The organism is Acinetobacter sp. PFS20 (assembly GCF_052261015.1).
Taxonomy (GTDB): domain Bacteria; phylum Pseudomonadota; class Gammaproteobacteria; order Pseudomonadales; family Moraxellaceae; genus Acinetobacter.
In genome coordinates, this window is sequence record NZ_JBPVZE010000001.1 from 1,804,654 (window position 1) to 1,829,863 (window position 25,210).

Genomic DNA, 25,210 nt, shown 5'->3' on the forward strand with positions numbered 1-25,210 from the left:
GATAGTAGAAAATTAATTAAATTTTTCTAATTATCAGCCCTTTTTAACAAACAGAACTTTACCTTTTATTGATCTGAAGGGACACAAGCATATTGCAACCTACAAGGGACACAGGTATTCAAAAGGAGGCAATTAGCTAACAATATGTGAAAACATACTCTGAGATTTGGGGAAATTTCAAAAGATGATTACTCCGCTGGGGAGCGGTTTAATACAAGGGTAATCATCTATTTCTAAATAATTTATAAGATTTGGTTAGATCAAATGAACGACTTGATAACGAGATATTTAAATAATCTGGGGCAGTGGCATGAAGTTGCACTGACAATGACTAAAGCGATAGTTGCAATAGGGGTGTTGTGCTTAGTTGTGTATCTTTTAACAATTAGCTATATCCCTTCGGAAATTAGTTTTGGTGATACACTTATTTTTTTACTGATTTTTGCAGCATTTTCTATTGCTTATGCTGTATTGGGGATGATGCTATTTTTCTTTGGCACATCCTTAGCTCCAGTGACATATCTTGCCTTAAGCTGGGTTGATAAGTATTTACCACCACATATTAGAATTGGGAAAAAACTTCCTTTTCCAAAGATTAATATTATTACGTTATTTGGCTCTCTTTATCTTTTATATGCTATTCACGGTATATTTTTATTGCACTGGAAAATTAATTTATACATAGGTATTACCGTATTTTTTATTGCCTTTGCGTATTATCCTTTTTATATGAATCGGCAGAAGATTAAAGAATTTAATATAAAATTTGAAAATCTAGCAGATATTGTTGATGATCCTGATGCAAGTGACCATCTTAAAACATTCGCAAGAAAAAAATTAAAGAGATTAGAAACGCATGTTAAAGATAGCTTAGAAATAGCTTTTTTTATTAGCTTGACTCCGCTTGTACCCCTAATCCTTATTGGCGATGTCGGGAAAGTATTCCTAAATTATACTATGCAAAATACTGGGGTAAGAATAGAAAAGGCAACCCTGTATGTTAAAGAACCTTATGCAAATTTAATTGAATTGCCAAAAACAACAACTAAGGAACTGAATCAGTATAAAACCTATATTTTTAAAGATGTTAAAGTGTTATTTCAAGGCATTGGTAAAAGCACTTTAGTTTCTTACAAAGTGAAAGATATTGAAAAGCAGTTAGTTATTCCCAATGACTATATTACTGTAGAGCGAACTCAGAAGGCTGATAAGTAAAGTTATATCTTAGTCATTATTAATCAGTTAGCTTTCCCCCAAGGCCCCCGTGCCACAACAGAACTTTAATTTTTTGCGCTGATTTAAAGTATCCACCGTTGCGGCACAGAGATAAGGGAGCTAAGCCAAACGCTTAGCCCATGTCTTCTTTATCGCACCGCCGCATCACACTAAAAAAAGTAGGGGCAAAGTCCTGTGGGAGAGCAGGACTTTGCAAACTGACGTGTTCTAGACGTTGCATGAGCTTATGCGAATACACTTGTTCAAGCCGTTGGTAAATACAGTCGCAACTGGCTTGGGTGTGCCCACCAGACAGGCAAATTTCTTCAAAATCCTGCTGAGTGTGAATGTCGCAACCAGAAACACCGTAATCGCCTATTAAAAGGCTTAAAGCCAAAATAGGTTTATAAAGTTTCATATTGTTCTCGTGATAATTTTCACTAAGTTATTAATAAAAAATAAGCCGCTTATATTAAAAGTCTTAAAATCATTTTTTAGGTAATAGTTAACCAATCCATAAAAATAGGAAAATAAAATGATTAAGTTTTTAAATTAAAAATATTTATAAATTTAAAATGTTTTAGGTGAGAGAAAGCCTAAATTTTAAATAAATAAAATCACGAGAGAGGATAGGGGATGAATATAAAAAATGTCATGGCCAACTCCTTAAAATTTATGGAGTCCTACCACCAACAATCACTGCGAATTAATTTATGGTGGTAGAACGAAAGGGGGTTAGCAGACTGGGATCCAAGGAACCAGCACGCGCGAGCGCGTCCCCCTCCCGTCCTACCGCAAAGAAAAGGGACGCAAGGGTCTAACGACTTATAGTTGAACTATAACCCGCCATGGATCTACGGTCTGCTAAAACCGACTGGCAATGTAGGCCAGCGGGACCATAATAATCATAAGTTTTTAACAGGTCAATTCAATTTAAATAAAATATTATAAAAATTTTAAATATAAATTTATATTTTAATTAAACTCAAAAGTTAATCTATTTAAAGCCATTAATTAATAAAAATAATAAAGCTAAACTAAACGTTTAGCTTGCTCTTAAAATGTATAACGGTAATTAATAAATACACGGTGCTGGTCCCAATCTTTACGGGTCATTCCATTTATTTTTTCACCTAGGTTTGCATTTTCAAACTTAGACTCATAATGTAAAAATGAATAACGCACATCTAAGTTTTTCACCCACGGCAAGGCATAACTCACCGTAAAGTCAAAGTAACGCTCTTTACCTTCAATATCACTGCTGATGTTACTTTGGTGAGCGCCAAAGCCATAAATATACTTCACCTCGGTTTTTAAACCTTTCACATAGTCTTTCCAGTTATATTTCAGCCGAAGGGCAACGGCAGTTTCATCGTTATTGGTAAAGTCAGGGCCAATGGTCGCAGAGGTCGGAAACGGGTTGGTGCCGTGGTCTTGCGTTAAAACCGAGTTACGGTCGGAGTGTACGGCAAAGTTATCTTCAATCCAAAAACCATTAAACTTTGAAACGGCAATGCCACCTTCGAGGTTATTTTTAGCCACATTTACATCGAAAAAATAGCCATTGCCACGGTTGTTAATATCTTGGCCTTTTACACAGTCCAGCTCGGTTTCGGCACCGCATTTAAACAGCTTGCCATCATCACGTGAGAAAAAAGCACCTGTGTTGAATGTCCACACAAAGCCATGAAAGGGCAATTTATATTGAGCAATCGCCCCGTACTTTTTTAAATAATCTTTGCTATTTAAATATTCGGCATTCACGCTCCAGTTTTTGTACTGATATTTGGCGCCGAGCAAACCCACATAATCAATGCGTTCATCATTTTCAGTCACCAGTTTTTCAAAACTATCCATGCTGCGCGGTTTCCAGCGGTCATAGTAAGCAATGTAAGTCTGTAGCTGATCATTCAATTGAAACTGACCACTCGCGCCCGAAAAAGTGTCGGGTACAGCGCGGTTGTTGGTGCTTTTAAGCAAGAGCGAATCTTGTAACTGGCGGCCTAATTTAATTTCGCTTTGATCACCCAGTTTTGCTTTGATGTAGAGCTGCCCTAAAGTCGCAAAGTTTTGATCGAGCTTGCCGTTATTTTCAACCTCTAAAAGCTGAGCGCTCGGTTTGCCAGAGTCAAATAACTTGGTGACCGCATAGAGTGAGCCATCTACCCCAAGCCAGTCCCACATGTAAGGTGACTGATAATTTAACTCAAGCCCTAACGCGCTTTGTTCATATTCACTCGACGAAGGCGAAGGATTGGCAAGCATGGGGTGGGCAGTGCCTTCATCGTTCCAGTAACGGGTGTTGAGTTTTAATTCTAACTTGCCAAATTCTTGAGGAAGCTCTGCATAAGCGTTGCTCACGCTGCCTAAACCAATACAGCCCCATAGCAAATATTTATTCATTTTAAATTCCTTTTTTAAGCATGAATAAGCCCTTTGCCTAACGCTAGGTTAGGCAAGCTTTTTATGAAATAGATGAATTAAGGAGAGAGTTTTTCGAGCACTTGGCCTTTGGTTTCAATGGCAAAGAAGAATGTCACTAAGCCACCAATGAGCGCCACAACCGCCAGCACACTAAACACATATTGAATGCCGTAGCCACCAACGACCAGACCGACCATAACAGGTCCAATTGCAGAGCCGGCACGTAACCAAGCGGTACTAAACCCGATGCCCATCGCACGTAGGCGAGTAGGGTAAAGTTCAGCAGCGTAAAGGTATAAAGAGAATGAAATGGTTTGCAAAATGGCATAGCTAATCGTTGCGAAAATTACAACTTCCATCGCCGATTTTGCGCCTAAAACCGAGAGGCTCATGAGTGGAATAATGGCCAAGAAAAACGCTGCACTGTACCAAGGACGGCGGCCGACTTTATCAATCATTAACGCACAGATAATAGAAGCAATCACACCCACGCCCGAGGTAATCCAGCCATAACCTAAACTGGTTTGAAGCGACAGGCCAAAGTGCTGTTTGTAGAGCGATGGCAGCCAAGTCACCATGGCGTTGTTCACCATATACACGCAAAACCACATGCCCCACAGGGTAAAGGTACGTTTGCGGTAAATGCCACGGAACAGCTCACGCCAGTCGGTTTTTGCCATGCCTTGTGGATTAATTTCTTTAACCACAGGTTCAGGCAAAGTTTTACCACTTTTGATGGCACCGTCTTCAAAGCTTTTGACGACTTTATCTGCTTCTTTAAAACGACCTTTTGAAGCAAGCCAACGTGGTGACTCAGGTAAGAAAAACCGTAAAGGAATGACCAGTAATGATGGAACTAGGCCCACAATAAACATGACTTTCCAGCCGTAAATTGGCATCAGGAAAAACGCTGCCATGCCTGCAAACATCAGGCCGAGTGGGAATAAAACTTCATAGAGCAAGAAAAACTTACCGCGCTTTTCTGCACCAATAAACTCGTTAATATAGGCACTCGCAACAGGCACTTCACCGCCAGTTCCAACACCTTGCAAGAAACGGAAAATTAACAGCGACATTCCGCTCCATGCAAACAGACAAGAAATGTCCATTGCCACAAACAGTAAAATGGTAAAAGACAGTACTTTTAAACGACCGACTTTTTCGGCAAGTGAACCAAAAAAGATCGCACCAACCAGTTGCCCGACATAGCCCGCGGCAATGATCGCACCGACATAGGCAGGCGTCAGGTGCCATTCGGTAATGAGTTGGGGTAGAGCAAAGGCAATCGCAAGAACAGTATAGGCGTCAAAAAAGGTCGCTATACCAATGGTAATTCGCATAAATTGCATTCGACCAGTGACGGGTAGTCGTTCAAGTCTTGCAATAATTTCCGCATTTTTTTGATGATGACTAATTTGTTCTACATCCGCTAGATTTGTCATCTTCTATCTCCTTATTACTACATTCCTCGTAGTTTTGTTGTTCTATTTCGCACTACCTGTTCACCACAGTTTGCATGCTTTTTATTATTATTTTTAAGAGACATGCCCGATGTTTGGCCTCAGGCAGCGTACAGGAAAAAAAGGCTAGCGTACATGCTAGCCCGAATAGAATTTAAGCAACGGCTTGGGTTAAATCGACCTTGCCAATTCCAGCTTGACGCATTGCATCATGAATCTCTTGCTCAGCACCATCTGCCAGAGGAAGCAATGGCGAACGCACAGTGGCATGGTCCAAAATTCCACGAGCAACCAATGCATGTTTAAGCGCGACAGTACCTTCCATGTGTGAACCACGGTGATAAACATTGCGAGTCACTGGTAATAATTGGTCGTGAATGGCACGCGCTTTAGCATAATCTTTGGCTTTACCTGCTTTAATCATTTCAATTAACAGTTCAGGGGCAATGTTACCGTAGCCAACCAAAGCGCCATCTACATCAAACATGGTGTGAAGCAAATATTCATCGTGGCAAGTCAACACCTGTAAGTCTGGACGTTCACGGCGAATAATTGGAATTTCAACATCCCAGCGGCGCATATTACGCACACCATTTTTCATGGCAAATACGCCTGGCTGTGCAGAAATATCGAGTAGAGTTTCTAGGTCGTAAGTGGCTTTAGTCGCATCTGGATATTGGAATAAAATAGATGGCAAACCACTTTCTTCATAAATTGCTTTATAGCGGTCTTGCGGTGCGCCTTTTTGATAGCCAAAACGCAACCAGCCATGTGAAGGGTAAATCAAACCTGCTGAAGCACCTGCACTCACTGCACGTTTTGCTTCTTCTGCTGCAACCGAAGTACCTTCGAGCGTAATCCCTGCGATTACCGGAATTTTGTCATCTACCGATTTAACAAAGCTTTCGATGACCTGCATTTGTTCTTTTTGCGACAAGAATGTTCCTTCACCTGCATGCCCAAGAACAACCAAGCCTTTCACACCATCAATGCTGCCTAACCATGAACCTAAACGTTGAATCGCATCATGGTCTACTTGTCCGTCACGGGTAAAAGGAGTCACAGGTGCTGGGGTTAATCCACGTAAATCTAAACTCATAATCGTACTTCCTATACAGTGTAATTAAATATTCTCTGGTTCTTAATCTGATTTAAATCGTGTTGTAGAGAACATGATTGGAGTATAGAAATAGGTGAGCTATGTAGGAATTACCAATTCTTGAATTTCAGTTATACTGAAAATGTATGGCTCAAAATGCTGCCTATAACGGTTTAGGAAGAATCGATGAATTATGAATTATGGAAAATATTTTTAGACGCGGTGGAACTCGGTAGCTTAAGCAAAGTCGCGATGCTGCATAACACCAACCAACCGCAAATCAGTCGGCAAATGAACGAGCTTGAGGCTCAATGCGGTGGACGTTTGTTTAACCGAACTGGACGTGGCGTCGAGCTGACCGATTTAGGTCAGCATTTACTTCCTAAAATTCGTTCATGGCTAAACGTGACCGACCAACTCAATAATGAAATTTTGCACTCGACCGATACCCCGATTGGTACGGTTCGTATTGCCAGTTTGCCGTCTACTGCACATCCGTTGTTATCGACGCTTTATAAAGTGCTTCAAGAGAAATATCCCTTAATTAAACTATCGGTGCGTGAAGGGCAAGGGGTGCATTTAGAAAAATGGCTCGAAGATGGCAGCGTCGATTTAGCCATTCTCTATCGATTTAACCCGACGCCTAAACAGGGTGATGTTTACCTTACCGAAGCCGATACTTATTTGGTCGGCTGTGAAGGAGACGCGCTCACTCAGGCAAATGAAGTCGAGTTTAAAGAGGTAAGTCAGTTACCACTGGTCACGTTTTGCAGGCCAAGTAACTGGCGAAACTTTTTAGACCACATGGCCTATGAAAATGGGGTAGAGCTGAATATTGTGTTTGAAGCCGATTCGATTAGTTTACAAACCCATTTGGTTTCCGAATCTCGCATGTACACCATGCTGGGGCCGCAAGCGTTAAAGAAGGCCAGCCAATACACCTCCATTCAAGCCGCAAAAATTATTAACCCCGCACTCAAACGTTATATTTCTTTGTCTATTTCTAAGCATGGCTATTTAACGCCTGCGTGTAAGGCAGTGATGGAAGAAATTAGGAATTTGGCTGATTTGCTCTAAGAGAAGTGCAGCAAAGCAAGCGGACAATTAATTCAATTTATTAAACAGTGATTTAAGTTTTACTTGAATTATTGCTTGACTTGTTTAAATGATAATTATTATCATTTATGGGTTCCTTGTTTTGAGTCCAATTGCTGTGAACAAAACTTCTTTGCTTGTAGATCAGTTGTATAGAAGTCACCAAAGCTGGCTTCACCAATGGTTGAGACAAAAATTAGGTAATACTGATCAGGCCGCAGATCTGGTTCAGGACACATTTATTAAACTGCTACAAACGCGTGACGAGCTATTCGGCATTAAGGAACCGCGTGCTTATTTAACGTCGATTGCTAAAAACCTGCTGATTGACCAAGTGCGCCGTAAACGCATTGAACAGGCCTATTTAGATGGCTTGAGTCAAATGGAGTATATGCTTGATGCCGTGGCTTCACCCGAAGAGCAAATGCAAATTATTCAAGCGATTAACCAGCTTTGCAAATCGCTCGAAGGGGTTTCCGAAAAAGCACAGCAAGCTTTTATTTTGCATTATCTCGAAGGCTATACCCATAAAGAAATTGCCGAGCGTTTAAATGTGTCGACCAAAATGATTCAAAAATATTTGGCGAGCTGTTTAATTCAGTGCTACCAAAACCGACAAGACATGGACGCTTGCATTTAAATGGCCATGGATAAAAGCAAACATCACCAGTTGGTTGAAGAAGCCGCGCATTGGATTGTTCAACTGAGTTCGGATGATGAAAGCTCACGAAAAACCGCTAAACAAAAATTTGAAGAGTGGAAAAAAACCAGTGAGCAACACCGCCAAGTGGCTGCCGATATTGAGCAGTGTATCGGATCAATTCAAAAACTTTCCCAAACCAGCGGACATAAAAAAGTCACTAAAGTTGCTCTTAAGGCTGGCCTAAACTCAGGTAAAGCCTATAAAAATTTACGTGCAGGAACAGCTTTTGCCGTCGTGTTTGTTGCCATGAGTGGGGCGTTATTTTATTTAACTGACACCACCGTGGCCTATGTGACGGCCGACATTCACGGGCAATCGGGGCAGTGGACCACGCAAACCTTACCAGATGGTTCACGTCTAATTTTACGTGGCAAAAGTGCAGTCAATCTTGATTTTAAAACCAACCAGCGAGTGGTTGAGTTGGTGCAAGGTCAAATTTATGTCGATGTGGCTAAAGATAAGACCAGACCGTTTTTAGTCAAAACCAGTCATGGACAAATTCAGGCACTCGGCACAGCTTTTAGCGTCAGTTATGACCCTTCGGCAACCGAACTCAAAATGTTGCACTCAAAGGTAAAAGTAGAAGCCACGCAAGTTAAAACCACTCAATTGCATGCGACTCGTCAGGCCATTGTTGAAGCAGGGCAAGCCATTAAAATGGACAAAAATGGCGTACAAAAACTGCCTGCACTAGATGTTTATAACGAACAACAAAAATGGCAAAAGCATCAGCTTATGGTAGAAAACCTGCCACTGAATCAAGTGTTACAAGAGCTAGACCTCAACTACAAAGGCAAAATTATTTTTAATGATGCGGCGCTGCAACATGTACGGGTCAATGCTGTGTTGCCTTTAGACCAAACCACAGAATCACTTAAGCTTTTGGCTACGGTTTTTCCAGACCTGAAAATTAAGCAAATCACGCCGTTTGTGGTCATGGTTTCTTTAAAATAATAAAAAATTAAATTTATTTTCAATTTTAGGTTCCACTTTTTTGAAAGTCGTTCGTCATAGTAAGTAGAAGCAATAAATATGGATCATTTTAATCAGTTGTATTGAATGATTCTTATTACGATTTACTGGGGCGGGGCAAATGAAAAAAGCGGGAACGGGGCAAAAGCGGAATCGATCGATTTTTCGATTCTCAACACTGGCATTTGCTATACATGCTGTGTCGATGGGTGGACTTGTTGCGCTGCCTATGCAGCAGGCCTATGCACAAACAGCCGGAGTTAAAAGCTATAACATTCCTGCGGGCCGTCTTGCTAACGTACTGAACCAGTTTGCCGAACAATCGGGTACTTCAATTGCAATGGATGCCCAGCAACTCCAAGGGTTGCATAGCCTAGGCTTAAAAGGCAATTTTGCTGTCGAGCAAGGTTTTGAGCAGCTTTTAAAATCAACCGAATTTAATGCTGTAAAGGTTGGGCAGGGCTACACGCTCAGCAAAAAATCTACACCACGAGTAAGTTCATCTAAGGTTCAGGCCGCTAGCCTGCCGCCAAGTAGTGCCGTAATTGAAGAAGATGCATCGGTACGACTCACGCCAATTGTGGTGTATGGCAAAGAAGACCGTGACACCGAAGGCTATAACAAAGTTTATGACGCAAACCGTTCTTCGGTCTATGCGGGCAAAGACTATGTCGAACGCTTTAAAGGAACCAACCCAGCCGATGTTTTACAAGGCATGGTGGGAGTCTATAGCGGCGATGCCCGCAACAGTGGTGCACTCGACCCAAGTGTACGTGGTGTGCAGGGTGTTGGTCGTGTGCCTTTAACCATTGATGGCACCGAACAGTCAATTGCCGTATGGCGTGGCTACAACGGGGTAAACAACCGAAACTATATCGACCCCAATCTGATTGCGGGCATTGAAGTCATTAAAGGCCCATCTTTAGAGCGTAATACCACGACTTCTGTGGGCGGCGGTGTGGTGGTTAAAACGCTAGAGGTAGATGATATTGTTCGTCCGGGTAAGTCTTTTGGTGCCGAATTAAAAGTAGAAGGCTCAACCAACTCAATCGATCCATCTTTGCCAGACATGAGTAAAGTAGGCCAAAACTACGATGACACCACGCCTTGGATTGATATGAATGGGGCTAAATATGACCCCGATATTTATAAAAAGAACCGTACCCGAAGTGATAACTCTCATTTTTCGGGCGATGACTTAGCGGGCCGACTGGCAATTGCCACCAAGCAAGATAAATTCGATTTACTGGCTGTTTATGCAGTACGTGAGCGCGGCAATTATTTTTCGGGCACACATGGCGCGGGCTACTATAAACGAGCGACGCCAGACAGTAGCCTCGATTTTATTCCTTACTTTGCCTATGCCTATCAACCGGGCGATGAAGTTCCTAACACTTCAAGTCATATGGAGTCGTGGTTATTAAAAGGGACCTATCGTCCAACCGATAATCAGACCCTTAAACTGACTTACCGAGATACCAAAAATATTTTTGGTGAAATTATGCCGTCTCGAATTGTTTGGGGCATTACACCTGACTTAGGGGTTCCGCAGTGGCCTTTAAGCAATATTCATTCTAAATCCTATAGCCTCGAATATAAGTTTAAGCCTGAGAATAATCGCTGGATTGATTTCTATGCCAACATTTGGCAAACCGACACCGAAAGCCAGACCTACACACGTGGTGGCTGGCCAACCACAATCGATTTTCGAGATAACACCATTATTAACACGGCGATAAGCCATTCTGACAATACGCGTAAAGGCATAACGGTCAGTAATAAAGCCCGTTTGTTAGACCAGCTTGATTTGACGCTCGGTGGAAGTTTCTTAAAAGAAAAACTGACGTCTGATGATGTGTATGGCGAATATGGCCCAAGTTATTCGCTCTATCAGGCGCTGCCACGAGCAGGCCGCCGTGAGGAAAAAACGTTCGACTTTAACTTTAATTATAGACCGCTGTCTTGGTTAAGTTTTGATGCGGGCATGCGTTATCGCTCGTATTGGGCTGTTGATGACTTTTTAAATAAGTCTTTGCAGACCGAGATTGACCCGAGTTTAAATCCGCTTTTTACCAAAAAAAGTAGGCTTAAAGAATATACCTTTGAATATCAAACCATGCCTGAGAGTTACACCTCGACTCAGCAGCGTTTAATCAATGTTTTAAAGCAGCGTTACGCCACAAAAAATCCTGATTGGGATGGACAGCTCGACACTGTGCCTGCATCAGAGAGCACGTTGTATAACATGATCTGGTCACAGAAAAATACGCTGAGCTGGAAAGCAGATGCGAATGGGCAATTGTCGCTTGCCGATAATCCTTTAAACCAGCTCAATGCCTCTGGACAAAAGTACGTCGTAACTGGTGGGAACTTTATGTCGGTAGTAGACCAAGTTCCGGTTGAATCTGCCGACAAAGTTAAAGATAGCGGCTGGGCACCGCAGTTAGGCGCCTCAATTCATCTCACGCCAAACAGCAGAATCTATGCACGCTATGCAGAGGAATATCGCTTACCAAGTTTGTTTGAAAGCACTGTCGGTTTTTCTGCCATGTTGCCATATCAAGCAATTAAACCTGAACACGCTTTTAACTACGAAGTGGGTTATGTCTATGACATGCGTGATTGGTTCAGCACGGCACGCAATGCTGACATTAAGCTCGCCTATTACTACAACAAAACCAAAAATGTGATTGAGCGTGACCAAAATCTTATTTTTACCAATATGGATGAGCAAAAGCTGTCAGGTCTAGAGTTACAAAGCCGTTTTGATAATGGCGGTTTTTTCACAGACTTGAGCGTGGCCTATAACTTAAAAAATGAAGTGTGTGACACCAATAGTGCCATTAACAAAATGATTTTAGGCGGCACGGTTCAAACCGAGCAGGGTCTTGAGTTCCGTGAACCGTATCAGCGTTGTGTCGATGACGGGTTCCCAAATGGCTACTTGGTGACCATGGCCACACCTGAACTGAGTTTTCACGGGTTGCTTGGCGCACGCTTTTTTGATGAAAAGTTAGAGCTTGGTGCACGTGCCACATTCTATAAAGCTTATGAAAGCCCACTACGTAAAAACAATGATGCTAGCGTCAATAAAGGCTATTACCTCAATGTGCCTTTGGCTTGGGATGACACGTGGATTTTTGATGCCTATGCGCGTTATCAGCTCGATAACTACAACACGGTTGAATTTGTCGGCAGTAATCTTTCTAACCAGTTTTATATCGATCCTTTAACCCGTAGTGCCATGGCCGCACCTGGCCGAACGATGAAAATTAGTTGGACCACTAAATTTTAAACAGAATTTGATTCCCTCTATACATACATAAAAGGGGAGTCAGGTAACGGTAAATAATAATATTGAATGATTATTATTTACAAAAAAACCGAGTAGGTTTGCAGCTGGGCCTACTCAATAAACTAAAAATAGCGAAATCGTTATTTTAAATTAAACAATAACTTAGTTTTAAAAAAGATGGAGTAACAACAAATGAAAATCTCTCAATTGTTCTTGGGTCTCGTTGCTTGTTCAACTGCATTTGCTTATGCAGGAATTGATGGTATTTCGAGTAATGAAAGTAACATCAAAATCGGTGCTGCTGCCAATGCAAGCCATCCGGGTGGTGTAGCAGCGGTATCGGTTCAAGCTGCGGGTGCACCATATAACGCTTTTACAGGTTTTAATTCGTTAAAAGGTTTGGCTCAGGCTTTTGCTGCTCAGGGAACGAGTAACACCAATGTAACGGTTGGCAGCAAAACCTTTAATATTTCGCATATTCCAGTGTCTGCAATGCCACCTTCGCACAGTGCATTAGGTAATTTTAACTTCGGTCAGGTGGGCACACAGGAAGTCTATTTTGGTGAATGGTGGAAAGCGGGTGACACGCCGGCAAGCGCAAGCCATACCGTTTACTACGCGGGTGATAACACCAATACCACTGTTCCAACCGCGGGTACTGCAACCTATACCGTTGCAGGGATTAACGGTTCTGGAAGCAATCTGTTAAGCGGTACGTTCACGGCAAATTATGGCGCGGGGACACTTGAAGGAACGCTTACTGGAACAGGTACGGCTGTTTCATCATTAAGTCTAGATGGTGTGGCATTTAACCCGGGTACTGCTGCATTTGCTGGTTTGGCAACGGCTAACGGTACGGCTGGTGTCGATAACTCTGGTGTGGTTCAAGGTCAATTCTTCGGTGCAAATGCTTCGGCTTTAGCGGGTATTGCCCAGTTTGATAACGTGTCTTACAACACTGCATTTGGCGGTGCTAAAAATTAATGAATGCAAAAGGAATCTACATACGTAGGTTCCTTTTGTTTTTTGGCTTTTGCTTGGTTGCTTCAGGTTTATTGTTTTATGAAACGAACGCTTTTGTGCTGTCTGACATTGTTGAGTTGTCCATTTTTATATGCCGACGAAGACACACAGCTTCGTCTCAATCAAAGCTTGGACCAAACGCTTTTACAAGAACAGCGACAGTTTCACGAGCAGGGAACCATTCGTAGTACCGAGCAATTACCTAAACTTCAAATTAATGGACAAGAATACAGTGTTGAACAAAACCAGAATGATCTTGCCAAGGCGTTATATTTGGCAGTCATGCAAAAACAGTGGCTCAAAGCCACGGTTTATTTAGAACATTATAAGAAATATGTTGGCTACGATCGGGCTTTAACCGACTTTGCTGAAGGGGCAGTTGCACGTTCTCAGGGTCAACTGAAATTGGCTGAACAAAAATTTCAAAGCAGCCTAAAACAACAACCTCATAATTTAATTTGTGAACTTGAGTTAGCGCGCGTGCTGTTTGAACAACAGAAAAATAAGGAAGCAGCACGCCTTTTTATTTCCATTCAAGACCAACTTAAACAAAGCGACCCTGCGGTAATCCCGTCTGGGGTTCTAACCACAGTGAATACTTTTGTTCAGGCATTAAAAAAACGAGACTCTTGGCAAGGCTCGGTTTCAGCGGGTTACACCTATGTCAGTAATTTAAATAGTTCGTCGGAACAGAGCAAAACATGGACGCTTTATGGCAAAGATAGTAAAGGTAATATTATCCCGATTGAGCAAGTTACCCGTGGGACGCCTAAAGCTGAGTCGGCAACGGGGTTAGATTACGAAGCCAGTCTGATTAAACGCTATGCGATTAAGGGGCATCATGGCGTGGCTTTACGTGCGCTGGCGTTTGGACAGTCCTATAACGACCACGCGGCATTTAATGAATCTACCATTAACATTAATGCAGGCTACAGCTACTTTGACTTAAAAAATCAAATTGGGGTGAGTCCGCTTTTTGAACATAAACGTTATGGCAATGATGGTCTTTACAATGCATGGGGCGCACGTGCCGAGTGGATGCATTTTATCTCGGCAGATAAAGCCTTCAAACTTGAGGCTGAGAGTAAAGATTTAAATTATCAGAAATATAAAACCCTAGATGGGGTAGAAAGCTCAGCTTTTGCTACTTTCTGGAAAATCCTCCCAAATCAGTGGACCGTTTTTAGTGGTTTAGACGTAGTCGACCATTCGACCCAAGAAAAATATATGGCTGCCTACCAACAGCAAGGTGTGCGTTTAGGCTTAAGTAAGTCTTGGAGTGCTGGTTTTAACACTACTTTATTGAGTTCTTACCGTTGGCGCCTGTTTGATAAATACGCAGAAACTTTCTTAGCACGCCGTCATGATTTTGAACAAAACTATACCTTTGTTATGCAAATGCCTCGCTTTGAGTTTTATGGCATGACGCCTAATTTAACCTATCGCTATAACCATAATAAAAGCAATGTCGATTGGCTGTATTCCTACGATAAACACAACATTAGTCTCAAGCTTGAGCATCGTTTTTAGGGAATAAGCCATGAAATCAAAATCTTTATTCCCTACACATAAGCCGATGGTTATGTTGCCTTTACCACAAGGGCCGAAGCACTTTTATAAGTGCTTAACCGTAGTGGTGGTGATTGGACTGCATGTATTTGCTGTCTGGATGCTGAGTCATTTAATTGAACCTTATACTTTTAAAGCAACACCCAAAGTAGATGCCTTAAAAGTAAGTTTTGTGTCGCTGGCACCTGCTAAAAAGCCATCGGCTGAAAAGACTGAAAGCCAACCGAAAAAAAGTGTAACGCCTCAATCTATGTTAAACAGTTCGGTATCTTCAGTACCTGAAGAATCAAAAAACTCGCCTACAAATGTTCAAATATTAGCGTCAAAAACTGCCTCTAAAGAGGTTGTGCAAAATAATTTAAATGACAAACAGCAAGCACAACCCAAAACGACTTTAAACAATTCAACTTCGCTCCAACCATTGCAGCTTACAGAACGGCGAGCGGCCCATACTGATAAAAAACTGAGTTCGACAGACCTTGAACAACCGCAAACTGAGCATTTGCCACAAAACACCAATAGCGAAACTAAAAGTGGCGGCGTCAAAACACCCGCAATGCAGCAAGAATATTCCAAAGCACCGAGCACTCAAGTTGAACACGATGACGTTGTACAGGTGAGTAGTGTGGATGTGCTGAGTTTTGGTGGGCTTGACTACGATGACCGCGAGTTAAAACAACAAAATCGTTTGGTTGAGCTTCGGATTCGCATTAATGAAAAAGGGCAGCCGATCGACATCCAATTACGTCAAAGTTCGGGCATTGCCAGCCTTGATGAACGGGTCATGCAAGCTACACGTAAATCCAGATTTAAACCCCACAAAATTAACGGTCGCGCCGCGACCATTGTTGTGGATTTTCCAGTCCAACTCAAACTCAATCGGGGCCGTTAACCGATGAGCCATATCCATTTTGCAGGAGAAAGATGATGAACTCATCTACAGAACAAATCATTAGTAACAGCTTGTCTTTACGTTTGAAACAAGAAACCGCTGCCGAACATGAACGTATGCATCAATTAATGTCAGAGGCAAAGGTATTTTCAAGTAAAGAAAAATACGCACAATTTACGTTGTCTCAATATTACTTTCAGCGTGAAATTGAACATCTTTTTGAGAAAGAGGGTGTAGCAGGACTGATTCCGGACCTCGATATTCGCGGCCGTTCAAAACAAGCACTTGCCGATTTAAATGATTTAGGTATTCAACCTAACGGACAGCAATTACACAGTGAAAACGTACAGCTCCCCGAAGCTTTAGGCTGGATTTACGTGTCTGAAGGTTCAACTTTAGGGGCTGCATTTTTATTTAAAGAAGCTCAAAAGCATTTGGGTTTTTCTGAGACGTTTGCTGCCCGTAATTTAGCTGCCTATCCCGAAGGGCGCGCTAAAGTTTGGAAACGTTTTGTACAAGCACTTGATGAAACAGGCTTTGACCAAACCCAGCAAGACCGAGTCATTCAAGGGGCTTTAGATGCCTTTGGATATTTTGGTCAAGCGCTTGATCAGCTTGATGAATTGAAATAATAAAAAGTGGATAAAGGGAATACCCGATATGGATAAACTCAATCAAGTAAATGTGATCGTAAAACATGAGCAGTCGTTAACACCCGCTCAACCAGTCAGTAAGCTTGCCCGTTCTGTTTGGGCGCGTTGGGTGTTTATTGGTTTGGCTTGGTTGTGTATTGCGCTTGGTATATTGGGTATTTTTATTCCGGGTTTACCTACCGTTGATTTTATAATTTTGGCGGTTTTCTTTGCGGCTCGAGGCTCTGAAAAACTTCATCAATGGTTTCGAAATCATCGTTATATCGGTCCACTCATTCGCGAGTGGCAAGAACATCGGCGTATTCCTAAAAAAGCAAAATACATCTCGACGTTGAGTATGAGTTTGGCTGCGGGACTGATGATTTGGACTATTCCACATCCGTGGTTTGTCTATCCGGCAATTTTATGTATGGCGGGGGTATTGATGTGGATGTGGCTTAAAAAATGAAAGAATTATGATCTGCACTGTTGCATGGTGCGCATCATGGTTTTCACAAAATCACGCGGTACCTCAGGGCTTTGTAGACTTAAGTTTCCAAGTTTATGCATGAGTTTAGGGGAATATTGACGCTCTAAACGATGATAAATACACAGACAGGTTGAACGGCTATGTCCAGCTGCGATGCATTTTGAGTAAAAATCACGGTGTGCATTACTTTTATAGCCAGCAGAGGCAATCGATACAAATAATAATCCACCTAGAAAAACTGAAAAATTATAAAGTGACATATATCTACTCTTGGTTGTTGTTTTTCATTATCCATATCTTGGCATAACTTTTTCAGGTTCAAAACCAATTGATATCAACTTGCGGCTTCATCATAGTTATAACAGTTTTAGAGGTCAAATTGATTTGAAGTTGAGAACCGTTTATTGTTTTAAAAACACTCAATTTTAATTGTTGCCATTTTAAAGACAGTGTTGCGACATTACGCACCCTATTTTTTTACATCGTTTTTTGCTTTCATAAACACTTTAGTATTACTCATTTTTAAATCATTTATATACAACTTACTTGTTTTAAAACTCTAATTTAACAGGATATTTTATATGGCAGACACCCCAATTCAAAAAGAGACAGAAAGTACCTGGGCAATATGTCGAGATCCTGTTTTGTTGACCATGGTGGGTGGGGCAATTGATACCATTGGTTTTATTGCGCTGTTTGGTTTTTTTACCGCGCATGTTACGGGAAACTTAGTGTTGGCAGGCGCTGCATGGGTTAAAGGCGGCGCTGGTATATGGATTAAGCTCGCAGCAATCCCGCTATTTATTTTGACGGTGGTGATCACGAAACTGTTAATTGACCGTAGTCAGGTCAAGCACAAAACACTGTCTTATTTATTTTTATTTGAAGCTATTTTTCTATGTGCCTTCATGGTTGCAGGACTTTACTTCGAGCCATTTAAAAATCCGGATGCACTAACAGTTGCAGTAACAGGCGGGTTGGGTTTAATTGCTTTGGCTATTCGTAATACTTCCAGCAAAACCCTTATTAAAAATATTAGCCCAAGTACCATGATGACAGGTAACACCACGCAGCTTGGTATTGATATTGCTAACTTACTTAAAAACAATAATGCAGCCAATCGGGCAAGTTTTCTGAAAAGTGCCAGTATTGTGATTGGGTTTGTGATTGGTGCTTTCTTGGGAGCAATACTCTATGTCTATTTTGACTTCTGGAGTGTAGCGCCCTTTATCTTACCTATTTTGTATTTCTCTTATTTAGCTTCACAGCAAAAGTTTAACCAAGCTTGATTAGAAAAAATAACAAATTAGCCTGAATTAAAATGAGTTCAGGCTTTTTTTCATAATAAAGGAAAATGGAAGCTGAGCTGAAATTGTTCGTTCATTGCTTTACAGGCATAATGACCAGATGGGGAATACATTCGATTAAGGAATGCACAATGACAAAGTCTTATCATTATTCAATCATAACAATAATGGCTTTGCTCAGTGGCTGTCAGGTCATTAATTTAAAAGAAAGTAATTTAAGTAACGCTTTAAAAAGTAAGAATGAAAGTATTCTGACCGATGGCACCTTAAGTCATCAAACTCAAAACTTGCTGTATTTAGTTAAAAAAAATGAAAAATCTTGTCTGCAAAATTTTGATGATTGTTTAAATAAAATTCAAAGCTTGTCTGAAAATAGCAGCCGAGAAGAACGCTATGCTGCGCTCAGTGAAATTTATTTGGCAAAAGCTTTAGACGTCGGACGTAATAGCCAATGTAATGTCATTAATAAAAGTAATAGTTGTCTTGAGCAAGAGTTAGCACTGTTTGATAAAAGCTTGCGCTATAGTTATGTCTATTTATTTGACTCTGAAGAGTCGCCGTTCGATCGGGTATTTGACCATCGCCAAAATCAGGTGCGTATTTTTTATAACGTGGCTTTGTCGAAGCTCATGACCACGTATTTTAATCATTTAAATACACATCGTTTTCCACCGCTGCTCAAAGCAGATGGCCATGAGTACCATGTCAATTTTGACCATGCTGTAGATGTACAAAAAATTGAAGTCGATACTTTTCGCTCAAGCTATAACATGAATTTTTCTGGCTTTAATACCGTTAACCGTAAGGATGGTTTAGGGGCAGAGTTTATTGTCGGGCGTAAAGAAAACGATGTAAATCACGGCTTCATTTTAGACCCCGATGCTTTTTATGCTCACCAGAATAATCCGAACATCCATTTACCACGCTTCTTTCCAGTGACTGCCATTGCTTACCCAAAACAAAAAGCTACAGCAGAGCAGGTCATTGCTGGAGCAGATTTAGAAATTGCGATGTTTGATCCATATCGACAAGACCGCGTAAAGGTTGAAGGTTTGGACTATCCGCTTACTGCCAACTATTCGGCGCCTTATGGACTTTGGTTGTCGAAATATAATTTAGGTGCAGCAGGTTATTGGTCTTTAATTAATAAAGAAAACAATTTGATCATGCCGCATTTATATATGCTGGAACCCTTTAACCCAAATAAGAAAATCATTGTATTTATTCATGGCTTAGCAAGTAGCCCAGAGGCGTGGGTGAGTCTAACCAATGACATTATGGGCGATGCCGAATTAAGGAATAACTATCAAGTTTGGCAGGTGTTTTATTCAACCAATATGCCGATTTTTGAAAGTCGTTTTCAGATTTATTCATTGTTGAATCAGGCTTTTCAAAACGTTGCTAAAGATAGCTACGCTGCACATGATGCAGTGCTGGTCGGGCATAGTATGGGCGGAGTGATTAGCCGCCTATTGGTAAGCGACGCCGATGTTTCAGAGCAAGCCATGCAAAAAATGAATGAAGCCCAGCTAAACCGTTTAAAAGAAAATCCTGTGGTGCTAGAGCGTTTTCAATTCAAAGCTTTGCCTTATTTTAAGCGGGTTGTTTTTGTTTCGGCACCGCATCATGGCACTGACTACGCTGACCGATGGTTTACCCAAATTGCCCGCCGTATTATTCGTTTGCCAGCTGATTTCTTTATTGCGGTCGAAATGAGAGATGAGAAAAACACAAAGCTCAGAAAAGGTTTAATTGAAAATGGGGCGAGTAATTTAAGTCGTTCTTCTAGCTTTATGCAGCTTACGCAAGCCATTCAGCCATCGTCCAGCGTGGTCTATCACTCGATTATGGGGAACATAAATGGGACGACTGATAAGTTAAAAAGCAGCGATGGAATTGTGCCGTATCAAAGTTCACATTTAGGTGGTGAACAGTCGGAACTGATGATTAAGGGTGGGCATTCGATTCAAACTACCCCAGAAGCGATTTTAGAATTACGCCGTATTTTACGGTTGCATTTAAAGCAGTCACAGCCTTCAAAATAGAATTTTTTTTAGAAAACCACTGCTGAAATGACTCAACAGTGGTTGAAATGATTAATTAAGCTGATTTTGTTTGAGCGATTTTTTATGCTCAAAATAGCTGATTGAAAAAATAATCAAGCCGACCAAATACAACACTACAGACAGAAGTAATAAATCTAATCCTGCTGCATAGAGCAACCAAAGTGCATAAATTGAAGCGACACTTGCAATGGCAATATGCGGCGTGCGTTTATGGCGAATGGATTCTTTAAGATAAAAAGCCGACACCAGAAAATAAGGCAGCAAAATCATCACCGATGAAATTAATAAAAGCTGCGTGTAATTTTTATTGAAAAAATACACCGCAATCAATGCACCTTGCACGACAATGGTGGTTAGCCAAAGTGATGAAATGGGTACATTATTTTGATTATTCTTTAAAAATAATTTCGGGAATGCACCATTTTTTGCAGCCAAATAGGGAATTTCTGTGGCGAATAACGTCCAGCTTAAATAAGACGAAGAAACTGAAATAATAAGCCCGATGGTAATAACAATAGTACCCGGCAAACCGATCAGTTGCTGCAAAATAGTCGCCATTGATGGGTTGTGCATGCCAGCAAGTGCTTCACGGCTCACTACGCCATAAGCCAATACGGTCACCATGACGTAAAAAGTTAACGCCAGTAACACACCTAAAATGGTCGCTTTACCAATGTCATGACGTTTTTTCGCACGCGATGATAAAACCACTGCACCTTCAATACCAGTAAATACCCAAAGGGTAATGAGCATCAGGTCTTTCACTTGCTGCCAAAGTGGAACTTTTAAAGAGAAGTCATTTAAGTTGAGTTTGAACAAATCAAACTTAAAGGCAATAAAGGTAAAGAAGATAAAAACCACCATTGGAATAATTTTGGCAATGGTTGCCAGTAAATTCACAATCGCAGCTTCTTTAATACCTCGGCTGACTAACCAATGTACAAGCCATACAAAAATGCTGGAACCGATCAGTGCGTAAAAGGTATTGCCTTCACCAAAAATAATATGGTCTTTGCTGTCGGTAAACATACCGACGCCGGAAAAGGCAATGACGACATAGCCGACAATACCAATGGTGGTACACAACCAATAGCCCCACGCCGAGCAAAACCCAATCAGGTCTCCAAAGCCTTCGCGCGCATAGTTATAAATACCACCGTCTAGATCTGGTCGTTGGCGGGTTAAATGCAAAAGCGTGAGGGCCAAGAAAATAATGCCGACTCCGGTAATGAGCCATGCAACAAGAAGGGCAGAGCCGTTGGCAACCTGAGCCATATTTTGGGGAAGGCTAAATACGCCCGACCCCACCATAGAACTAAAGACCAGCGCTGTAAGAGACAACAATCCAATTTTGGCAGCAGACATGGTATTTATTCTTTAAAAAATTGAGAAAGTTCAGCAATGTGTTCTGGGCCAATACCGCAGCAACCGCCGACTAGGCTTGCACCTGCTTGCTGCCACTGTTTAGCAAAACCAAGATAAGCTGGAGCATCTAAATCTTTACGAACTTCATCAAGACCATCGTTCGCGGTTGCGCTGCTATCTTGAGGTGGGAAAGCATTTGCATAGGCACCAATTTGTACAGACTCTGGAATGAGCTCTTTAATTTCATTGATGGCTTGCAAGATCACTTCAGGTTGGCAGCAGTTAAATAACACTGCTTTGGCATTTGATTGTTTGATGAAATCAGCCACTTGTTGCATGTTTTCGCCTGAGCGAAGTAGCGCTTGTTCATGTTTGATTTCGTCTTGCAGCGTAAATGACACCCAATAGTCCTTACCATCCTTTGGTAATAACGCATGCACTGTTTCTACTTCTTTTAAGCACGATTGAGTTTCAGCGAGCCAAAAATCAACCTCTGGTGCCAAAGTGTTAATGATGGGTTCAGCAAGGTTTTTAGCCTGTTCAGGCTGGAATAGGTCTGCGCGGTACGAACCAAATAACGGTGGTAAGCAGCCAGCAATTTTGACATTTTTGCCGCTTTCTTTAACTGCATTTTTTGCTTGTTCGATGGCGACTTTAATTAAGCGCACGCCATCAGTTTCAAAGCGTTCTTGACCAATATGAAACGGTACAACAGCGTAGTTATTGGTGGTAATCACTTCTGAACCAGCATTAATAAAATCGAGATGTACTTCTTTTACTGTTTCAGGTGCTTCAATGAGTGCAAGCGCAGACCACTCAGGTTGACGAAACGGAGCACCGCGACGAGCAAGTTCACGGCCTAAACCGCCATCTAAAATTTTCATAAATTACAACATAAAGGGAGAAAAATAATTCAGCTAATCTATCGTGTAGATGAATAACGTTCAATCGCTAATATGCTCGTTATATTTCTAAATAAATTAGATTGTTATGAATATTTTTTCTTAAAAGGATTTCTGTAGACGATGTTCAGTTTTACTGATGAACTTCATGTGAAAAAGAGTGCATATTTATTTGAAAATATAGAATAAAAAATGAACTTATAATGCGCCAAACTGTTGCCAGCTTTCACCTGTATGCTGGGTTTGATAATAGGCTTGAAGTTGTTCAAGTTGCGTAAAATGTATGCTACACCAAATCAATAAACTGATTAATAATAAAAGCTTACATAAGCGATGAGTTTTGTTTTTAGAAATAAAAGCAAGCACAGCAAAAAGCAGCGCAGGTAAAAATATGAAAAACTGAACTGCTGAGAAAAATAAATGGGCGGTACTAAAATATAACGCGGCAGCACTCATGAGCAGATTTAAAACAGAACATAGCTTTTGATATTTACCGAGCTTAAATGCATAAGCAGTGATAGTAAGTAATACAGCTGAGCTGACATAAATGGCTGTACCGCCAATCATCCACATATAAAACCCGCTTACCAACAGATAAGCCAGCAACAGAACAAGCACGAGCTTAAAACAAAATGATAAGAGGTGAGGTGATGATTTTAAAGGTGTCATGATTAGTCTAAATATCTCAACTAAGGTCTTAAAAACAAAAGGACGAATCGAAATTCATCCTTTTGATATTTTACTTATACATCACAAACTTAGTTTGCTTTTGCAACAGGTGCAGCAGCAGTTTCATCGTTTGCAGCTTTAAACGGAGATGTATAGTTCAAGCCAAGCGTAGAACTTGTGTACTGACGAACTTTGTCGAGTAATACAGGGTCTTTGCTTAAATCTTGTTTATAAGAAACCACAATTTCATGAAGCTTCTGGTTCCATTTACCTTCAGTTTGCTCAGGGAAAGCTTTTTCAAGCAAGTTAAGCATGATGTATGGAGAAGTCGAAGCACCCGGAGACGCACCTAACAATGCAGTTACAGCACCATCTTTAGACGCAAAGATTTCTGTACCGAATTGAAGCGTTGCTGGTTTACCTGGTTCTTTTTTGATGATCTGAACACGTTGACCACCTTGGCTTAAACGCCAGTCTTCAGCTTTCGCATCTGGGTAGTATTTACGAAGTTCATTTAGACGGTCTTCATCTGACATCATTACTTGGCTTACCAAGTATTTAACAAGATCAAGGTTTTCCAAACCAACAGTGGTCATTGGTAAAACGTTGCTTTTGTTTGTTGATGCAAGCAAGTCAAGCTGAGAACCATTTTTCAGGAACTTGTTTGAATATGTTGCAAATGGTCCAAACAATACATATTTTTTACCGTCGATATAACGTGTATCAATATGTGGAACAGACATTGGAGGCGCACCAAGTTCAGCACGGCCATATACTTTTGCAGTATGTTCAGCAGTAATTTTTGGGTTGTCAGTAATTAAGAACTCACCACCTACAGGGAAGCCTGCATATTGTTTAGCTTCTGGTAAACCAGTAAGTTGTAATAATTTAACTGCTGCACCACCTGCACCAATAAATACAAAACGTGTTTTAACGTGATCTACTTTACCAGTTTTCAAATTTTTGAAAGACACAGTCCAAGTTTTGTCATCATTTTGGCTGATGCCAGTTACTTCAGTTGAAGTCTGTAATTTGAAATTAGGATTTTGATTTAAATGACTCACTAATTGTTTAGTGATTGAACCATAGTTAACGTCAGAGCCAACATCCATACGAGTTGCTGCAACTTTTTGACTAGGGTCACGATCGTTCATGACTAAAGGTGCCCATTGTTTAATTACAGCTGGGTCTTCAGTAAATTTCATACCTTTGAACAGCGGGCTTTGAATCATGGCAGCATAACGTTTTTCTAAGAATTGAACGTTATCGCCCCAAACGAAAGCAATGTGCGGAACTGGATTAATGAATGATTTTGGTTCAGCTAAAACACCTTGTTTTACCTGATGTGACCAGAACTGTTTAGCGACTTCAAATTGAGAAGCAACTTTTTCAGCTTTGGCAATTTCCATCTTACCGTTTTTCTCTTCGGTATAGTTCATTTCCATAAAGCCAGAGTGGCCTGTTCCGGCATTGTTAAAGCCGTTTGAACTTTCTTGAGCAACTTGGTCAAGACGTTCATACATACGAATTTGCCAGTTTGGTTCAAGCTCAGTGAAATAAGTACCGAGAGTGGCACTCATGATGCCGCCGCCAACAAGAACAGCATCAACAACTGGTTCATCTTTAGCAGTTTCGACTTGTTTTGACGCAGTTGGTCTAAACAAGAAAACGATACCTGCAATTAAAATAAGAATGATTAATACCAGAAGGTATTTCAAAAACTTTTTCATGTAAGGGGGACCTTAAAATAAGTTATTTGAGTCACTTAAGGTGTGAGGAAACCTAGACAGCGTATCCAGACAAAATGGATATAAATGCGAAAATAAAATTCTCCAAAACAGAGAACTTTAAAAAAAGAAAAATAACTTGGGATTATCGCAAACACTCTATATTTTAGACTAATTTTGCATTGACAAGACAATTTTTATAATAAATGGGGTTCATCAAAATCATAAATATGATTTATATTTAATCAAATTGAGCTTTTATAAGATAGTTTAAGTTAATTGTTTTATTTTAAGTGTTTGAAATT

The 25,210-nt window shown here is 40.9% G+C and carries 21 protein-coding genes; 12 read left to right on the plus strand and 9 right to left on the minus strand.

The genetic code is table 11. From position 1 onward, the window contains the following. The first annotated feature begins 264 nt into the window (after positions 1-264). The gene (locus tag ACS125_RS08545; protein WP_443271520.1) at positions 265-1,215 is read left to right on the plus strand and encodes a hypothetical protein; all 951 of its coding nucleotides are present in this window, start codon (positions 265-267) and stop codon (positions 1,213-1,215) included. 133 nt (positions 1,216-1,348) lie between these two features. On the opposite strand, the gene ACS125_RS08550 is transcribed toward ACS125_RS08545, so the two are convergent. The 4 genes from ACS125_RS08550 to ACS125_RS08565 form a co-directional block, all read right to left on the minus strand. Beyond that, entirely contained in the window at positions 1,349-1,633 is a 285-nt protein-coding gene (locus ACS125_RS08550; protein WP_004794079.1) for a hypothetical protein, read from the minus strand. Between the two features lie 638 nt (positions 1,634-2,271). Beyond that, complete coding sequence (locus ACS125_RS08555; RefSeq protein WP_443271522.1) at positions 2,272-3,618, minus strand: OprD family outer membrane porin; 1,347 nt, start codon at positions 3,616-3,618, stop codon at positions 2,272-2,274. Between the two features lie 77 nt (positions 3,619-3,695). Further along, positions 3,696-5,081 carry an MFS transporter gene (locus tag ACS125_RS08560; RefSeq protein ID WP_443271524.1) on the minus strand — a complete coding sequence of 462 codons (1,386 nt, stop codon included), beginning with the start codon at positions 5,079-5,081 and terminating at the stop codon, positions 3,696-3,698. Between the two features lie 172 nt (positions 5,082-5,253). Continuing rightward, positions 5,254-6,198, minus strand: coding sequence for a dihydrodipicolinate synthase family protein (locus ACS125_RS08565; RefSeq protein ID WP_000050874.1), 945 nt, complete (start codon positions 6,196-6,198; stop codon positions 5,254-5,256). Positions 6,199-6,384: 186 nt separating this feature from the next. Between ACS125_RS08565 and ACS125_RS08570 the strand changes: the two genes are divergently transcribed. The 9 genes from ACS125_RS08570 (at position 6,385) to ACS125_RS08610 (ending at position 16,848) form a co-directional block, all read left to right on the plus strand. After that, entirely contained in the window at positions 6,385-7,275 is an 891-nt protein-coding gene (locus ACS125_RS08570) for a LysR family transcriptional regulator (RefSeq protein ID WP_032028089.1), read from the plus strand. Positions 7,276-7,411: 136 nt separating this feature from the next. Then, positions 7,412-7,933 carry a sigma-70 family RNA polymerase sigma factor gene (locus ACS125_RS08575; protein WP_262451825.1) on the plus strand — a complete coding sequence of 174 codons (522 nt, stop codon included), beginning with the start codon at positions 7,412-7,414 and terminating at the stop codon, positions 7,931-7,933. Beyond that, positions 7,934-8,950 (plus strand): FecR family protein, encoded by a 1,017-nt coding sequence (locus ACS125_RS08580; RefSeq protein WP_443271528.1) that lies wholly within the window; start codon positions 7,934-7,936, stop codon positions 8,948-8,950. It abuts the gene before it with no gap. Between the two features lie 139 nt (positions 8,951-9,089). After that, positions 9,090-12,263 (plus strand): TonB-dependent receptor domain-containing protein, encoded by a 3,174-nt coding sequence (locus ACS125_RS08585; protein ID WP_443271530.1) that lies wholly within the window; start codon positions 9,090-9,092, stop codon positions 12,261-12,263. Between the two features lie 192 nt (positions 12,264-12,455). After that, entirely contained in the window at positions 12,456-13,247 is a 792-nt protein-coding gene (locus ACS125_RS08590) for a Slam-dependent surface lipoprotein (protein WP_419297346.1), read from the plus strand. Positions 13,248-13,325: 78 nt separating this feature from the next. Next, complete coding sequence (locus ACS125_RS08595) at positions 13,326-14,816, plus strand: surface lipoprotein assembly modifier (RefSeq protein ID WP_443271532.1); 1,491 nt, start codon at positions 13,326-13,328, stop codon at positions 14,814-14,816. A gap of 10 nt (positions 14,817-14,826) precedes the next feature. Further along, positions 14,827-15,747: an energy transducer TonB family protein gene (locus ACS125_RS08600; RefSeq protein WP_443271534.1), complete on the plus strand. Its 921-nt coding sequence runs from the start codon at positions 14,827-14,829 to the stop codon at positions 15,745-15,747. Between the two features lie 32 nt (positions 15,748-15,779). Next, positions 15,780-16,379, plus strand: a complete 600-nt coding sequence (locus ACS125_RS08605; RefSeq protein WP_443271536.1) for a biliverdin-producing heme oxygenase — start codon at positions 15,780-15,782, stop codon at positions 16,377-16,379. A gap of 28 nt (positions 16,380-16,407) precedes the next feature. Further along, on the plus strand, positions 16,408-16,848 hold the full coding sequence (locus tag ACS125_RS08610; protein WP_443271538.1) for a YbaN family protein: 441 nt from the start codon (positions 16,408-16,410) through the stop codon (positions 16,846-16,848). Between the two features lie 5 nt (positions 16,849-16,853). Here the strand turns inward: ACS125_RS08610 and ACS125_RS08615 are convergent, their stop codons facing one another. Further along, positions 16,854-17,129: a hypothetical protein gene (locus tag ACS125_RS08615; protein ID WP_016138988.1), complete on the minus strand. Its 276-nt coding sequence runs from the start codon at positions 17,127-17,129 to the stop codon at positions 16,854-16,856. 321 nt (positions 17,130-17,450) lie between these two features. Between ACS125_RS08615 and ACS125_RS08620 the strand changes: the two genes are divergently transcribed. Beyond that, entirely contained in the window at positions 17,451-18,158 is a 708-nt protein-coding gene (locus tag ACS125_RS08620; protein WP_151987128.1) for a YoaK family protein, read from the plus strand. A gap of 149 nt (positions 18,159-18,307) precedes the next feature. Next, positions 18,308-20,221 carry an esterase/lipase family protein gene (locus tag ACS125_RS08625; RefSeq protein ID WP_443271541.1) on the plus strand — a complete coding sequence of 638 codons (1,914 nt, stop codon included), beginning with the start codon at positions 18,308-18,310 and terminating at the stop codon, positions 20,219-20,221. 51 nt (positions 20,222-20,272) lie between these two features. Here the strand turns inward: ACS125_RS08625 and ACS125_RS08630 are convergent, their stop codons facing one another. The 4 genes from ACS125_RS08630 to mqo all read right to left on the minus strand — a co-directional run bounded on the left by ACS125_RS08630 (position 20,273) and on the right by mqo (position 24,908). Further along, entirely contained in the window at positions 20,273-21,607 is a 1,335-nt protein-coding gene (locus ACS125_RS08630; protein ID WP_312821535.1) for a basic amino acid/polyamine antiporter, read from the minus strand. Between the two features lie 5 nt (positions 21,608-21,612). Next, positions 21,613-22,491 carry a homocysteine S-methyltransferase family protein gene (locus ACS125_RS08635; protein ID WP_443271543.1) on the minus strand — a complete coding sequence of 293 codons (879 nt, stop codon included), beginning with the start codon at positions 22,489-22,491 and terminating at the stop codon, positions 21,613-21,615. 216 nt (positions 22,492-22,707) lie between these two features. Beyond that, positions 22,708-23,178, minus strand: a complete 471-nt coding sequence (locus ACS125_RS08640) for a hypothetical protein (RefSeq protein ID WP_443271545.1) — start codon at positions 23,176-23,178, stop codon at positions 22,708-22,710. An 89-nt stretch (positions 23,179-23,267) separates the two neighbouring features. Continuing rightward, the gene (mqo, locus tag ACS125_RS08645; protein ID WP_443271547.1) at positions 23,268-24,908 is read right to left on the minus strand and encodes a malate dehydrogenase (quinone); all 1,641 of its coding nucleotides are present in this window, start codon (positions 24,906-24,908) and stop codon (positions 23,268-23,270) included. Positions 24,909-25,210: the final 302 nt, after the last annotated feature.